Here is a 14,507-nt window from a genome sequence, read left to right on the forward strand (position 1 = left end):
CAGCAGACCGTAGGTTGGGGGGCGTGACGTCGTTGCGCCCCCCGGCCCACCGGGTGCACCCCCGGGCCCGTCTGATGTGGCAGCTGGCCGCGGGCACCGAAGTGCTCGTCCTGGCCGTCGCCCTCGTCGCCACCGGCGTCGTGGCCGACCTCTACGACCTGCGCTGGTGGATGCCGGTCCTGCTGGCGACGTACGCCGTCGTGCGCGGCGTCGTCGTGCCGACCTGGCGCTTCCGGGTGCACCGGTGGGAGGTCACGCCGCAGGCGGCCTACACCCAGACCGGCTGGTGGGCCCGCGAGCGGCGCCTGGCCCCGATGAGCCGCATCCAGACCGTCGACTGGGACCAGGGGCCGCTGGAGCGGCTGCTGGGCCTGGCCAACGTCACCATCACCACCGCGTCGGCCGCCGGCGCGCTGAGCATCGGCGGGCTCGACCAGGCCACCGCCGAGTCCCTGGTCGCGGAGCTGACCGCCAAGGCCGAGGCCGCCGGCGGGGACGCCACGTGAGCGACTGGCAGCGCCTGGACCCGCGGATGCTGGTCGTCGAGCCGGTCTCCGAGCTGCGCCGCTTCCTGCCGGTCCTCCTCGGCGCGCTGCTGGCCGGCGGCTTCGCGCGCGGTGGCGGCTTGGGCTGGGAGCTGCTGGCCGTGGCCGTCCCGGTCGCGATCGGCGTCGCGCGCTACCTGACCACCCGCTACCGCATCCTCGACGGCCGCGTGGAGCTGCGCCGCGGCCTGCTGCAGCGCACGCTGCGCACCGCCCAGCTCGACCGGGTCCGCACCGTCGACGTGACCGCGAGCCTCGTGCACCGGGTCCTCGGCCTGGCCACGGTGCGCATCGGCACCGGGGCGGGCGCCGAGCAGGACCTCGAGCTCGACGGGCTGCGCGCCCCGCAGGCCCAGGAGCTGCGGGAGGCACTGCTGGCGCGCGTCGCGCACGAGGCCCACGCGCCCGACGGCGCCGAGGCGGCCGCCCCCCGGGCGGCCCCGACCGAGCGGCCGGTGCTGCGGCTGGACCCCGGCTGGGCGCGCTACGCCCCGTTCACGAGTGCCGGCGTGGTCGCCGCCGCGGCGCTGCTCGGTGTCGCCTCCCAGGCGCTGCCAGACTCGGCCTGGCGCCTGGACCGGCTGCCCGACCTCGCCCCCGCCGGGTGGGGCTGGCTGCTGCTGGTGGCGGTCGGGGTGCTCGGCGCCGCCGTGTCCAGCGCAGTGCTCGCGGTGCTCGGCTACCTCGTCGCCCACTGGGACCTCACCCTCACCCGCACCCCCACGCAGTGGCGGCTGACCCGCGGCCTCCTCACGACCCGTGAGACCTCCGTCGAGGACGCCCGCCTGGCGGGAGTCGTCGTGCGTGAGCCGCTCGGGCTGCGGCTGGCCGGCGCCGCCGAGCTGGGGGCGGTCGTCACCGGCCTGGGCCAGGGCGAGAAGGGCACGCTGACGCTGGTCCCTCCCGCCCCGCGGGCAGTGGTCGACGGCGTCGCCGGGGCCGTCCTGGGCGACGACCGACCGACCGACGCCCCGCTCACGGCCCCGCTGCGGACCCACGGGCCCGCCGCCGTACGCCGGAGACGACTGCGTGCGCTGGCGCCGGCCGTGGTCCTCGTGGCGCTGGCGGCCGCGTCGGTGGTCGCGGACCTGCTGACGCCGTGGTCGCTCGCGCTGACCCTGCTCGTGCTGCCGGCCGCCATCGCCCTCGGGGAGGACCGCGCCCGGTCGTTGGGGCACCTCGCGAGCGAGGGCTTCCTGGTCTCGCGCTCGGGCAGCCTGGCCCGGCACCGGGAGGTGCTGGGCGCCGAGCACGTCATCGGCTGGACCGTGCGCGACACCTGGTTCCAGCGCCGGTCGGGACTGGTGACCCTGGAGGCCACGACGGCCGGTGGCAGCCAACGGGTGCAGGTGCTCGACGTGCCGGAGCACGACGGCCTGGTGCTCGCGGCGGCCCTCACCCCGGACCTCCTGGCCGAGGTCGGATATCGGACGCCGCCGTCGCAGTGACGCCGGTCACCGAGACAGACGGTCCCCATCCGGCGCCCCCGTCGGTAGGTTCCCGACATGTTCTCCAAGGTGCTGGTGGCCAACCGGGGCGAGATCGCGGTCCGCGCGTTCCGCGCCGCCTACGAGCTCGGGGCGCGCACGGTCGCGGTGTTCCCGCACGAGGACCGCTGGTCCGAGCACCGGCTGAAGGCCGACGAGGCCTACGAGATCGGTGAGCGCGGCCACCCGGTCCGCGCCTACCTCGACCCCGAGGGCATCGTCGAGGTCGCGGTCCGCGCCGGTGCGGACGCGGTCTACCCGGGCTACGGCTTCCTGTCGGAGAACCCGGCGCTGGCCGAGGCGTGCGCGGCCGCGGGCATCACCTTCATCGGTCCCGGCTCGGAGGTCCTCGAGCTCACCGGCAACAAGGCACGCGCCATCGCGGCCGCCAAGGCCGCCGGTGTCCCGACGCTGAAGAGCGTCGAGCCCGACACCGACGTCGACGCCCTGGTGGCGGCGGCCGGGGCCAGCGAGATCCCCTACCCGCTCTTCGTGAAGGCCGTGGCCGGCGGCGGCGGGCGCGGCATGCGCCGCGTCGACTCCCCCGGCGCCCTGCGCGAGGCCGTCGAGACCTGCATGCGCGAGGCCGACGCCGCCTTCGGCGACCCGACGGTCTTCATCGAGCAGGCCGTGGTCGACCCGCGCCACATCGAGGTGCAGATCCTCTCCGACGGCACCGGTCCCGACGGCGTCATCCACCTCTTCGAGCGCGACTGCTCGGTGCAGCGCCGGCACCAGAAGGTCGTCGAGATCGCGCCCGCGCCCAACCTCGACCCCGAGCTGCGCGACCGGATCTGCGCCGACGCCGTCCGCTTCGCCCGCGAGATCGGCTACAAGAACGCCGGCACCGTGGAGTTCCTCCTCGACCCCGACGGCCACTACGTCTTCATCGAGATGAACCCCCGCATCCAGGTCGAGCACACCGTCACCGAGGAGGTGACCGACGTCGACCTGGTGCAGTCCCAGATGCGGATCGCCGCGGGCGAGACGCTCGCCGACCTCGGCCTCTCCCAGGACACCGTGCGGCTGCGCGGCGCCGCCCTGCAGTGCCGCATCACCACCGAGGACCCGGCCAACAACTTCCGCCCAGACACCGGCGTCATCACGACCTACCGCTCCCCCGGCGGCGGTGGCGTGCGCCTGGACGGCGGCACGGTCTACACCGGCGCCGAGGTCTCCGCGCACTTCGACTCGATGCTGGCCAAGCTGACCTGTCGCGGCCGCACCTTCGAGCAGGCCGTCGACAAGGCCCGCCGTGCGCTCGCGGAGTTCCGCATCCGCGGTGTCTCCACGAACATCCCCTTCGTCCAGGCGGTGCTCGACGACCCCGACTTCGCCGCCGGACGCGTCACCACCGCCTTCATCGAGACCCACCCCGAGCTGCTGCAGGCCCGCGGCAGCGGCGACCGCGGCACCAAGTTGCTGACCTACCTGGCCGAGGTGACGGTCAACCAGCCGCACGGCGCGGCCCCCGTCGAGCTGGACCCGACGACCAAGCTCCCGGCCATCGACCTCGACGCCGCCCCGCCGGCCGGCACCCGCCAGCTGCTGCGCGAGGTCGGCCCCGAGGAGTTCGCCCGGCGCCTGCGCGCCCAGGACCGGGTCGCGGTGACCGACACGACCTTCCGCGACGCGCACCAGTCGCTCCTCGCCACCCGGGTCCGCACGGCCGACCTGCTGGCCGTCGCGCCGCACGTCGCGCGCACCACCCCGGAGCTGTGGAGCCTGGAGTGCTGGGGCGGGGCGACGTACGACGTCGCGCTGCGCTTCCTGGCCGAGGACCCGTGGGAGCGGCTGGCCGCTCTGCGCGAGGCCGTGCCCAACGTGTGCCTGCAGATGCTGCTGCGCGGTCGCAACACCGTCGGCTACACGCCCTACCCCACCGCGGTCACCGACGCGTTCGTGCAGGAGGCGGTCGACACCGGCCTCGACGTCTTCCGGATCTTCGACGCCCTCAACGACGTCGAGCAGATGCGCCCGGCCATCGAGGCGGTCCGCTCCACCGGCAGCGCGCTGGCCGAGGTCGCGCTCTGCTACACCGGCGACCTCTCCGACCCCGGCGAGAGCCTCTACACCCTCGACTACTACCTGCGCCTGGCCGAGCGGATCGTCGACGCCGGCGCGCACGTGCTGGCGATCAAGGACATGGCCGGCCTGCTCCGCGCCCCCGCGGCCCGACGCCTCGTCACCGCGCTGCGCGAGCGCTTCGACCTGCCGGTGCACCTGCACACCCACGACACCACCGGCGGCCAGCTCGCCACCCTGACCGCGGCGATCGAGGCCGGGGTCGACGCCGTGGACGCCGCGACCTCCTCGATGGCCGGCACGACCAGCCAACCACCGCTCTCGGCGCTGGTCGCGGCCACCGACCACTCCGAGCGCGAGACCGGGCTGTCGCTCGCGGCGGTCAACGCGCTGGAGCCCTACTGGGAGGCCGTGCGCCGGGTCTACGCGCCCTTCGAGTCCGGGCTCACCGCCCCGACCGGTCGCGTCTACCGGCACGAGATCCCCGGTGGGCAGCTCTCCAACCTGCGCCAGCAGGCGATCGCCCTCGGCCTCGGCGAGCGCTTCGAGCAGGTCGAGGACATGTACGCCGCCGCCAACGACATCCTCGGCAACGTCCCGAAGGTGACCCCGAGCTCGAAGGTGATCGGCGACCTGGCGCTGGCGCTGGTCGGTCTGGGCGCCGACCCGGCCGAGTTCGCCGAGGACCCCAGCCGCTTCGACCTGCCCGACTCCGTCATCGGGTTCCTCAACGGCGAGCTCGGCGACCCGCCGGGCGGCTGGCCCGAGCCGTTCCGCAGCAAGGCGCTGGCCGGCCGCACCTGGAAGCAGCCCGCGGCCGAGCTCACCGCGGAGCAGTCGGCGGGCCTGGAGAGTGCCCGGCGGCGGACCTTGAACGAGCTGCTGTTCCCCGGCCCGACGCGGTCCTTCGCGGAGTCCCGCGAGACCTACGGCGACACCTCGGTGCTGTCCACGCTGGACTACCTCTACGGGCTGCGCAGCGGCGTCGAGCACGAGGTGACCCTGCAGGAGGGCAAGACCCTCATCCTGGGCCTGCAGTCGATCAGCGAGCCCGACGAGCGCGGCTTCCGCACCGTGATGGCCACCGTCAACGGCCAGATCCGCCCGGTCGCGGTCCGCGACACGAGCGTCTCGGCCGAGGTGGCGGCCGCGGAGAAGGCCGACCCGGGCACGCCCGGTCACGTGGCCGCGCCGTTCCAGGGCGTCGTGTCGGTCGTCGTCGAGGCCGGTCAGCAGGTCGAGGCCGGCGAGACCGTGGCGACGATCGAGGCGATGAAGATGGAGGCCGCGATCACCGCGCCGATGGCCGGCACCGTGCAGCGGGTGGCCCTCTCGGGCACCCAGGCGGTCGACGGCGGCGACCTCGTGGTGGTGCTCAGCCCCGCGTGAGGCCGCTCAGGTCGGCGTGACGATCACGTCGACCGCACTGAGCTCCACCGACGACGTGCACGCGTAGGCGTGCGGCACGTCGGCGGGCCAGTGCACGTGCGTGCCGGGGACCAGGTCGACCACCTGCTCCTCCCCGGCCGCCCCGTAGCTCAGCCGCCCCTCCCCCGACAGCACCACGAGCTGCTCGACCGCGCCGGCGGCGTGGGCGGGCGAGGAGCGCTCGGCCCCGGGTCGCACGCGGACGAGGTAGACCTCCGTGGTGCGGTCGGGCTCGGTCAGCAGGTGCAGGCGGACCGCGGTGAGGGCGTCGTCGCTCAGCGCGTCGGAGGCGCCCGCCTCCGCCACGAGGGCGACCAGCGGGACACCGAGCGGGCCGGCGACGGCGTACACGGTGTCGAGGGTGGGGTTGCGGCGCCCGCCCTCGAGCTCGGAGAGGGTGGCCTTCCCGATGCCGGCGGCGGCCGCGAGCGCGCTGAGCGACATGCCCCGCTCCTCGCGCAGCGCGCGGATGCGGGCTCCCGTGGACGCGCCTGGTCCGGCCACGCCGGCCTCCCCTACAGTCTGTTCCGTAAACGGAACGGTACTACCTCGCAGGAGCCACCATGCACGAACAGGGGACCCCGGTCAGCGCGGGGGTGGTCGCGGCCGTCGTCGGGTTCTCCTCCTCCTTCGTCGTCGTGCTCGCCGGGCTGACCGCCGTCGGCGCCACCCCGGACCAGGCGGCGTCTGGCCTGCTGGCGCTCTGCGTCGCCCAGGCCCTGGGGATGCTCTGGCTCGCGCTGCGGCACCGCACCCCGGTCTCGCTGGCCTGGTCCACCCCGGGCGCGGCGCTCCTGGTGACCACCGGCGCCGTCCAGGGCGGGTGGCCCGCCGCGGTCGGCGCGTTCGTGGCGACGGGCGTCCTGGTCGTGCTGACCGGGCTGGTGCCGAGGTTCGGCGACCTCGTGGCCGCGATCCCGCCGTCCCTGGCCCGGGCGATGCTGGCCGGCGTCCTGCTGCCGCTGTGCGTCGAGCCCGTCCTCGCGCTGGCCGACTCCCCGGCCATGGTCGCGCCGGTCGTGCTGACCTGGCTGGTGCTGCAGCGCCGGGCGGCCCGCTGGGCGGTGCCCGCCGCACTGGTCGTGGCGCTGGTCGTGGTGGTCGTGACCGCCGGGGACGCGGTGGCCGCCGGGGACCTGCTGCCCACGCTCGCTCTCACCGCGCCGACGTGGTCGTGGCAGGCGATGGTCGGGGTCACGCTGCCGTTGTACGTCGTCACCATGGCCTCCCAGAACGTCCCCGGCGTCGCGGTGATGGGCAGCTTCGGCTACCGCGTCCCGTAGCGGGAGTCGATGGGCGTCACCGGGCTCGGGACGCTGCTCGTCGCCCCGCTGGGCGGGCACGCGGTCAACCTGGCCGCGATCACCGCCGCGCTGACCGCGGGGCCGGCCGCCGGCCCCGACCGGGACCAGCGCTGGCGCGCCTCGGTCTCCGCGGCGCTCACCTACCTCGTGCTCGCCGCGGGCGCGGGCGCGCTGACGGCACTCGTGGCCGCGGCCCCGGACGGGGTCGTGCAATCGGCTGCCGGGCTGGCGCTGCTCGGCACGCTGGCGGCCTCCCTCTCCGACGCGCTCGCCGACCCGGCGGACCGGCTGGCCGCCATCGGCTGCCTGGTGGTCGCCGCCTCGGGCGTGAGCATCCTCGGCGTCGGCGCCGCGTTCTGGGCGCTGGTGGTGGGGCTGGTGCTGCGGCGGGTCAGCCCGTCCGCACCGTCACCCACGTCGAGCGCAGTCCCAGCCCGAAGCGGAACGCATCGCCGCTGAGCGTCACCTTGCCCTGCGAGCCCGTCAGCCGGATCGAGCGCACCCGGCCACCCCACTGGCCGTTGCCGTCGCGGGAGAGCACCTCGACCTTGCGCAGGTCGCCGAGGGCCGGCCACTGCGACTCGATCCGGTCGTCGGTCACGGTCACCGACCAGCCGTGGACCGGGTTGCCGTCGTGGCCGTCGTAGGGATCCTCCTGCGCGACGAGGTAGTCCCGCGAGCCGGCGGAGGTCCACCCCCCGCTGCTGGCGGAGAACTGCGTGAAGGCGGGCTGGCCGTCGACGACGCGGGCCTGGCCCTTGGTCTCGCGGATGGCGGCGTCGGAGGCGGGGTGCTCGGCGGAGGCACCGCCGTAGACCTGGCAGGAGGTCGTGTCGCAGACCTGGTAGTGACCGGCGCGCGGGTGGGCCCGCTCGTACGCCGCGTAGGTGCGCGCGGCCACCGCCTGGGCCTGGACCGCCGCGGGGCTCCAGGAGGCGGGCATCTCCAGGGGGACGACGCCGCGGAGGTAGTCCTCCAGCCGGAGCCGGTTGACGGTGTCGCGGGCCTGGCTGCCCTGCGAGGGTGCGGCGGCGCGGAGCTTGCCGCGGTAGGCCCGCTCGGTGCCGCCGGGGAGGACGAGGGTGATCGGCTTGTTCTTGGCGTAGAACTCCCCCTCGCCCTGCAGGACGAGGAGCTTGCGCCAACCGCCGGAGTCCTTGGCGCCCCGGGGCAGGTAGGCCACCTTCGCCCGACCCTTGCGGTCCTGGCGGACCCGCCAGGCCTGCACGTCCACCCCGTCGGGCTGCTCGGGCAGCACCGTGTGCTCGCCCGTCCCGAGGTCGGTCATGCGCAGCGTGCGCCGGGGTCGCACCACCAGGTCGTCGCTCGTGTCGGCGCTGACCAGCACGCTGATCCGACCCGCGGCGCGCCCGGCGTCGGTGCCCGGGTAGTAGAAGGACAGGATCTCGGCGGCGCTCAGGCCCTCGCGGGCCGCACCCTCCGCGCCGTGCTGCGACATGCCGTGGCCGTGGCCGTAGCCGCGGCCCTGGATGCGCAGCGTCGGCTCGCCCTGGACGTCCCACCGGTCGGAGGCCGCCGAGGCGGGCGCGGGGACCGCGACCAGGGCCGTGGCGACCGCCAGGACGAGGGCGCGGACGAGCATCGGTGGACTCCTGTGACGGCTGGTGCGGAGGGGGGCGAGGAGGCCGGTGTGACCACACCAGCACCCCATCGCACCATGCGTCACACGGAGCGGCAATGGCCTCGCGCGAACTACAGATCTGTAGTTCAGGGCACCTCGCGCAGCAGGGTGCTGGGCAGGCCCAGCCGGATGCGGAAGGTGTCGCCGCTGACGGTGCTGGAGCCCTCGCTGCCGGTCACCGTCACCCGCACGACCCGACCGCCGAAGGCCCCTCGCCCGTCGCGCTCGACGACCTCGATGCTCTCGTAGTCACCGACGGTGTCGAAGGCCGTCTCGAGGTCCGACACCGAGATCGTCCGGCTCCAGGTGAAGGGGTCCCACGGGTCCTCGCGCGCAGGCAGGTAGTCGAAGGGCCCGGCGACGCTGTAGCCGCCGTTGCTCGCGGAGAACTGCGCGAAGATCGGCTCGCCGCCCGTGACGAGCACCTTCTTCCGGGTCGCGCGGATGGCGTCGTCGGAGGCGGGGTGCTCCGCGGAGGCGCCGCCGTAGACCTGGCACCGGTCGGTGTCGCAGATCTCGTAGTGCGACGCCAGCGGCTCCCCCCGCTCGAAGGCCGCATAGGTGCGGGCCGCGACCGCCTGGGCCCGCACCGCGTCGGGGTCCCACAGCGCCGGCACCTCCTGGGGCACGACCCCGCGCAGGTAGTCCTCCAGGGAGACCCGGTTGACGGTATCCCGGTCGGTGCCGGAGTCGTCGGCCGAGGCCGAGCGCAGCCGTCCCCGGTAGTCGGTGCGGCCCTCGGGGGTCACCAGGGTGATCGGCCCCCTGCCGGAGAACTCCGCGTCCCCGCCGAACCGCTTGCTGGTGCGCCAGCCCCCGCCGCCGCGGCGCGCCTGCAGCACGCTGCGGCCCCGGCCGTCGGCGCGGACCCGCCACTGCTTCGCGCGACGGTCCAGCCGCTGGAGGGACCAGCGCTTCGTCGTACCGACCTTGGTGAGGGTGAGCCCGGAGCGGGCCAGCACCCGGGTGTCCCCGTCGTCGTCGGCGGAGACCAGGACGTCGACCGCACCGCCGACCTTCCCCAGCCGTGCGCCCGGGTAGTAGGTGCGGACGATCTCCTTCCACCCCACGCCCTGGCCGGCGGCGCGCTGGGCGCCGTACTGCGAGAGGCCGATGCCGTGCCCGAAACCGCGACCCTCGAGCTCCAGGGGGTCGGCCGCAGCGGCAGGCGCGGTCGGGGCCAGGAGCCCGAGGGTCAGCGTGACGGTGAAGGCGAGGGTCCGAGTTCCCATGCCCCTATGACATCACCCGCCATAGGTTGGTTGCGACTGAGCGTTGAAGGTGCCCATCGTGACCTTCTTGGCCGCGTTCACGATCGGGTCGTCGATCGAGAAGACCTCCAGGCCGCGCGTGATGTCGCTGGAGTAGATGTAGCCGTTGTACCAGTAGACCGACCAGGCGCCGCCGAGCTCGAGGCTCGTCGTCGAGATGGGGCCGCGGTCCCAGTAGGCGAACTCGGTCGGGTTCGCGGAGTCGGTGAAGTCGAAGACCGAGAAGCCGCCCTGGTACCACGCCTGGACCATGATGTCCTTGTCCTTGACCGGGATCAGCGAGCCGTTGTGTGCCACGCAGTTCTCGGTGAGGGCCTGGATGCGCGAGATCTTGTAGTAGCTCTGGAACTCCAGCTGCCCGTCGACGATGTCGTAGATCCCGTTCGCACCCTTGGTGGGGCCGAAGCCGGGGTGGCAGGTCGGCAGCGAGCCGCCGCCGAGCTCGTCGGTGAACAGCACCTTGGTGCCGGCGTTGTTGAAGGTGGCGGAGTGCCAGAAGGCGAAGTTCAGGTCGTCGGTCACGACCTCGGTCACCTTCGGCTTCTTGCGCTTGCTGATGTCGAGCAGGATGCCGTCGCCCATGCACGCGCCGGCCGCGATGTCCTTGCTGGGGTAGGCGGTGATGTCGTGGCAGCCGCTGGTCGAGCTCGAGGTCAGCAGCGGGATCGGACCGCCCGGGTTGCCGCCGTCGGGGAAGAGGACCGGGGTGGCCGCGAGCTTCGCGCGCGCCGGCTTCTTCACCGGGATCTTCACGACCGAGATCTTGTCGTGCGGCGGCTGGCAGTCGGGGTAGTCCGCGCTCGGCGAGTACGACGACACGTAGACGAACAGGGACTTGCCGTTCTTCGTCGGGGCCAGCGTGTGGGTGTGGGAGCCGCAGTCGGTCTCCACGGCCGCGACGTACTTGGGCTTGCGGGGGTTGGAGACGTCGAAGACCCGCAGGCCCTCCCAGGCCGACTTCTCGGTCGCCGACAGAGCGGTGCTCGAGCACGAGTCGTCGCTACGGCTGGCGTCCACGCTCATCACCAGGATGTTCTTGTGGACCGACAGGTCGCCCTGCCCGCCGGGGCAGAACACCTGCGCGACACGCTTGGGCTTGGTCGGCTTCTTGATGTCGAAGACCTGGAAGCCGCTGTAGTTGCCGTCGTAGAGCCAGCGGCCCCTGAACGCCATGTCGGTGCCGTAGGCACCCTCCTCGGCGAAGCTGCCCTCCAGCGGGAGGTGCGCGACCAGCTCGACGTTGTCGGACTTGTCGACCTCGTCCTCGCTGGTCAGCGGCAGCGGCTCCTGCGCCAGGGCGTCGGCGAGGCCCGCCGTGATGTCCGCGAGGGCCGACCCGGGCAGCTGGCAGCCGAGGGCGAAGTTGTCGCCGGCATCGACGAGGGCGGCGTACTCCTCGGCGGTGCAGGCTCGGACCCCGGGGTCGGCCTCGGCGGAGACGTTGACCGCCGTCATGCCGAGGCCCGCCGCGAGGGTCACGGCCAGGCCGGCGAAGGAGAGTCGGGCGCGCGTGGAGGGGAGGGAGCGGTGGCTCATGGCCGTGCAACCGTCGAACCGGGCCGGAGGTTACGGGTCGGACGCGAACGTCGCGTGGTGCAATGGAAACGTCATGCGCCTGTCATCCACGCCACGCCGTCTGGCGTCCGCCTTCTTCGCCGGGTCCGTGCTCCTCGCGCTGCCCGCGTGCACCGGGTCCGAGCCCTCGGCCGCACCCGACCCGGCGGCGAGCCCGACCTCGCAGGTCCGCGAGCTGGTGCCGGGGGCACCCGGGGAGCCGGTCGCCACCGCGTCCGGGCCGATCGACGTCGAGGTCCCGGGCTGGAGCCACGCCGACCTGGCCTTCGTGCAGATGATGATCCCGCACCACCGTCAGGCGCTGGAGATGGCGGCGCTGGCCCCCGAGCGGGCCTCGTCGGCCGAGGTGCTAGCGCTGGCGCGCCGCATCGACGCGGCGCAGGCGCCGGAGATCTGGCTGATGAGCCAGTGGCTGGCGGCCGAGGGGCTCGACGTGCCCGAGACCGGCGACGACCCCTCGGAGTGGGACCACGCCGCCCACGGCCACGCCGGGATGGCCGGGCTGCTGACGCCGGAGGAGATGGCCGCGCTCATCCGGGCGGAGGGCACGGAGTTCGACCGGCTCTTCCTTGAGGGGATGATCCGCCACCACGACGGGGCCGTGCAGATGGCGACCGAGGGGATGCCGGAGTCGACGAACGCGCGCGTCCTGGAGCTGATGGAGGAGGTCGCGACCGGCCAGCTCGCCGAGATCGCCCGCATGGAGCGGCTGCTCGACCAGCTGGGCTAGGGCATCACGGCGAGGGCCGGTCCATCACCGCGGTGTCGGTGTCGATGAGCGACGGCGGCCCGACCGCGATCGCCTCCTCGGCGTCGGGCACCGAGGATCGAGCGTCCGCGAGCACGTCGGCCGGGACGCGCTCCTCCAGCCACCGTCGGGCGTACGTCGCGGCCGGGTGGATGGCCACGGTGGCCAGCACGATGATGCCGGCGATCACCATCCATCCCCACGCGCTCCACGTGATCGCGAGGAAGGTGTACGCCGCCGGCGCCCAGACCCGCCCCAGGGTGCCGCTGAACTCGGCCGCGCCCTGGTACCTGCCTCGCTGCCGCGGGTCCATCAGATCGGCCTCGAAGGTCCAGCTCGCCGCCGACAGCTTCAGCTCGGCGCCGGTCAGGGTCACGTGCCCGAGCCAGATCAGCAGGATCGTCACCCAGCCGACCGTCTCGTGCGTCGCCATCGTGATGACGCAGGACACCACGATGAAGACGGACGACAGTCGCATCGCCCTCAGCGCCGTCGGCACGTCGGCCACTCCGCGTGCCGCGGCCATCGGCAGCACGATGCACATGACGGTGTTCGTGGCCAGCAGCAGCGCCACCAGCCATCGCGGGGCATCGGTCTCGCTGACCACCCACAGCGGGATCACCATGTGCAGCAGGACCTGGTTGGTCCAGGAGACGCCGAGCAGGAAGGTGGTGGCCATCCAGCCCGGGTTGCGCAGCGGACCGGGCCCGGGGACCTTGGCCTTGCGCTCCTCGGGGGTCTTGGAGTCGTGGGAGGCGTCGGGCAGCCGGGTGATCGCGGCGGCGTTGACGAGGAAGACCGACGCGGTGAACCACGGCAGCCCCTGCAGGAGCAGGTCGCCCGGCACCGCGAGGGCGAGCAGACCCACCGCGGCGCCGATGGTGAAGCCGGCGTTGAGCGCGGAGTACATGTAGGCACGCGACTGCACCCGCTCGCCCGGGGGGAGCACGTCGATCGTGTAGGCCCCGTGCGCCGCGCCCCCGAGCACACCGATGACCTCCATCGCGACCGCCATCGCGACGTAGGTCGAGAAGCCCTCGATGAAGGGCCACAGCGCGAACATCGACGCCTGTCCCACGGCGCTGACCGCCCACATCCGGCGCGGTCCGAACCGGTCCACGAGCTTGCCCATCGGCAGCGCGGCCAGGAACGCCGCGACCCCCGCGATGGTCAGCCCCAGCCCCACCTCAACCGGTCGCAGTCCGACGACGACGGTGAAGAACACCGCCGAGCCGGCGAGGAACGCGCCGTCGCCGAGGGCGAAGAGGAGCGACTGTCGAGCCAGCCTCCCGGCCAGTGGCGAGGGCGGGCGGGCGTGGCGGAGCAGAGCGGTGAACATCGCCGCGGATTCTGTCCCTCCGGACCGACATCTGTCGCATCCATTACGTAGGGTCAGCAGCCATGCACCGCCTCTACACGACCAGCGTCGCCTCGGTCTTCCCGCACTACGTCGCGAAGGTCGAGCGCAAGGGCCGGACCCGGGAGGAGCTGGACGCCGTGGTGACCTGGCTGACCGGCCTCTCCCCCGCGCAGGTGCAGCAGCACCTCGACGCCGGCACGACCTTCGAGGACTTCTTCGACGCCGTCGAGCTCAACCCCGACGTCTCCCTCATCACCGGGTCCGTGTGCGGGGTGAAGGTCCAGGAGGTCGAGGACCCGCTGATGCGCCGCATCCGCTACCTCGACAAGCTCGTCGACGAGCTGGCCAAGGGTCGCCCGCTGGAGAAGGTGCTCCGCTCCTCCTGACGCCGTCCACCCGACCGCGGCGTTTCACACCCTCCACCACGGGACAGGTATCGCTCATGTGGAACCCCATCCGCCGGCGCCGTGAGCGGCGCGAGGCCCACCTGCTCGAGCGGCAGGCGTTCCGGGCTGCGAAGCGCCTGGCGCGCGAGGACCTGATGGTCCTCGGCGAGGACGTCGCCGGCCTGGCACTGCCGCCCGAGGCCTCCCAGGAGGTCCGCGAGCACCACCGGTTCGCCCTGGAGGGCTACGACCGGGCGCGCGGGATGCTCGACGCCGCGGACAGCACCGACGACGTCGACCGCCTCGACGAGGTGCTCCAGCTGGCGCGCTGGGAGCTCGCCGCGGTCCGGGCCCTGGAGGCCGGCGAGCCGTTGCCCCCGCGACGCGGACCGTGCTTCTTCAACCCCCAGCACGGGCCCGCGGTGGCCCGTCTCGACTGGGCTCCCCCGCACGGCAGCAGTCGCAGGGTGGAGGTGTGCCGGGGGTGCGAGCTGCGCGTCGAGACCGGTGCTGACCCCGCCCATCGCGAGGTGCGGGTCGGGGACCGCTACGTCCCGTGGTGGCAGGCACCGTCGGCCGCCCACTTCACGAGCATGCCGCTCGCGGAGTCCGTCGAGCACGGCCCGCTGGTCACCGCAGCGCTCACCGAGGCCCGCATCCACGCCTCGTTGGCCGGCATCTCGATCACGGTCAGGGGCTGACCGCCCCAGCCCGGCTCAGACCCGGCCCGGACACG

At 73.7% G+C, this 14,507-nt stretch carries 11 protein-coding genes and 1 pseudogene; 7 read left to right on the plus strand and 5 right to left on the minus strand.

Going from position 1 to position 14,507, the window contains the following annotated elements:
* Window positions 1-23: 23 nt before the first annotated feature.
* Genes A6R01_RS13125 through A6R01_RS13135 form a run of 3 tightly spaced genes read left to right on the plus strand, consistent with a single transcriptional unit; the run spans window position 24 to window position 5,446 of the window.
* Window positions 24-506, plus strand: a complete 483-nt coding sequence (locus A6R01_RS13125; RefSeq protein ID WP_292606577.1) for a PH domain-containing protein — start codon at window positions 24-26, stop codon at window positions 504-506.
* Window positions 503-1,993 carry a PH domain-containing protein gene (locus tag A6R01_RS13130; RefSeq protein ID WP_292606579.1) on the plus strand — a complete coding sequence of 497 codons (1,491 nt, stop codon included), beginning with the start codon at window positions 503-505 and terminating at the stop codon, window positions 1,991-1,993. The genes A6R01_RS13125 and A6R01_RS13130 overlap by 4 nt, the downstream gene beginning before the upstream one ends.
* Window positions 1,994-2,050: 57 nt before the next feature.
* On the plus strand, window positions 2,051-5,446 hold the full coding sequence (locus tag A6R01_RS13135) for a pyruvate carboxylase (RefSeq protein WP_292606581.1): 3,396 nt from the start codon (window positions 2,051-2,053) through the stop codon (window positions 5,444-5,446).
* A 6-nt stretch (window positions 5,447-5,452) separates the two neighbouring features.
* Here the strand turns inward: A6R01_RS13135 and A6R01_RS13140 are convergent, their stop codons facing one another.
* Window positions 5,453-5,989 (minus strand): helix-turn-helix domain-containing protein, encoded by a 537-nt coding sequence (locus A6R01_RS13140; RefSeq protein ID WP_292606583.1) that lies wholly within the window; start codon window positions 5,987-5,989, stop codon window positions 5,453-5,455.
* Window positions 5,990-6,048: 59 nt separating this feature from the next.
* Between A6R01_RS13140 and A6R01_RS13145 the strand changes: the two are divergent.
* A pseudogene (locus tag A6R01_RS13145) lies at window positions 6,049-7,248 on the plus strand (benzoate/H(+) symporter BenE family transporter).
* Here the strand turns inward: A6R01_RS13145 and A6R01_RS13150 are convergent.
* The 3 genes from A6R01_RS13150 to A6R01_RS13160 all read right to left on the minus strand — a co-directional run bounded on the left by A6R01_RS13150 (window position 7,181) and on the right by A6R01_RS13160 (window position 11,238).
* Complete coding sequence (locus A6R01_RS13150) at window positions 7,181-8,392, minus strand: SpoIID/LytB domain-containing protein (RefSeq protein ID WP_292606585.1); 1,212 nt, start codon at window positions 8,390-8,392, stop codon at window positions 7,181-7,183. The pseudogene A6R01_RS13145 and the gene A6R01_RS13150 overlap by 68 nt on opposite strands.
* A 125-nt stretch (window positions 8,393-8,517) precedes the next feature.
* Window positions 8,518-9,663 (minus strand): SpoIID/LytB domain-containing protein, encoded by a 1,146-nt coding sequence (locus A6R01_RS13155; RefSeq protein WP_292606587.1) that lies wholly within the window; start codon window positions 9,661-9,663, stop codon window positions 8,518-8,520.
* Window positions 9,664-9,675: 12 nt separating this feature from the next.
* Window positions 9,676-11,238 carry a hypothetical protein gene (locus A6R01_RS13160; RefSeq protein ID WP_292606589.1) on the minus strand — a complete coding sequence of 521 codons (1,563 nt, stop codon included), beginning with the start codon at window positions 11,236-11,238 and terminating at the stop codon, window positions 9,676-9,678.
* A gap of 73 nt (window positions 11,239-11,311) precedes the next feature.
* Here A6R01_RS13160 and A6R01_RS13165 point away from each other — a divergent pair, with 73 nt between their 5' ends.
* Window positions 11,312-12,007, plus strand: coding sequence for a DUF305 domain-containing protein (locus A6R01_RS13165; RefSeq protein ID WP_292606591.1), 696 nt, complete (start codon window positions 11,312-11,314; stop codon window positions 12,005-12,007).
* A 4-nt stretch (window positions 12,008-12,011) separates the two neighbouring features.
* Here A6R01_RS13165 and A6R01_RS13170 read toward each other — a convergent pair whose 3' ends face one another.
* Entirely contained in the window at window positions 12,012-13,364 is a 1,353-nt protein-coding gene (locus tag A6R01_RS13170) for an MFS transporter (RefSeq protein ID WP_292606593.1), read from the minus strand.
* A 62-nt stretch (window positions 13,365-13,426) separates the two neighbouring features.
* Here A6R01_RS13170 and A6R01_RS13175 point away from each other — a divergent pair, with 62 nt between their 5' ends.
* Window positions 13,427-13,771, plus strand: a complete 345-nt coding sequence (locus tag A6R01_RS13175; protein ID WP_292606595.1) for a DUF2200 domain-containing protein — start codon at window positions 13,427-13,429, stop codon at window positions 13,769-13,771.
* Window positions 13,772-13,827: 56 nt separating this feature from the next.
* Window positions 13,828-14,472 carry a hypothetical protein gene (locus A6R01_RS13180; protein ID WP_292606597.1) on the plus strand — a complete coding sequence of 215 codons (645 nt, stop codon included), beginning with the start codon at window positions 13,828-13,830 and terminating at the stop codon, window positions 14,470-14,472.
* Window positions 14,473-14,507 lie beyond the last annotated feature (35 nt).

Source organism: Nocardioides sp. REDSEA-S30_B4, from assembly GCF_001627265.1.
Classification (GTDB): Bacteria; Actinomycetota; Actinomycetes; order Propionibacteriales; family Nocardioidaceae; genus Nocardioides.

Coding starts and splice junctions, on each gene's coding strand:
- A6R01_RS13165 (WP_292606591.1), top strand. CDS start 11,312: ATGCGCCTGTCATCCACGCCACGCCGTCTGGCGTCCGCCTTCTTCGCC.
- A6R01_RS13180 (WP_292606597.1), top strand. CDS start 13,828: ATGTGGAACCCCATCCGCCGGCGCCGTGAGCGGCGCGAGGCCCACCTG.
- A6R01_RS13175 (WP_292606595.1), top strand. CDS start 13,427: ATGCACCGCCTCTACACGACCAGCGTCGCCTCGGTCTTCCCGCACTAC.
- A6R01_RS13150 (WP_292606585.1), bottom strand. CDS start 8,392: ATGCTCGTCCGCGCCCTCGTCCTGGCGGTCGCCACGGCCCTGGTCGCG.
- A6R01_RS13160 (WP_292606589.1), bottom strand. CDS start 11,238: ATGAGCCACCGCTCCCTCCCCTCCACGCGCGCCCGACTCTCCTTCGCC.
- A6R01_RS13170 (WP_292606593.1), bottom strand. CDS start 13,364: ATGTTCACCGCTCTGCTCCGCCACGCCCGCCCGCCCTCGCCACTGGCC.
- A6R01_RS13155 (WP_292606587.1), bottom strand. CDS start 9,663: ATGGGAACTCGGACCCTCGCCTTCACCGTCACGCTGACCCTCGGGCTC.
- A6R01_RS13135 (WP_292606581.1), top strand. CDS start 2,051: ATGTTCTCCAAGGTGCTGGTGGCCAACCGGGGCGAGATCGCGGTCCGC.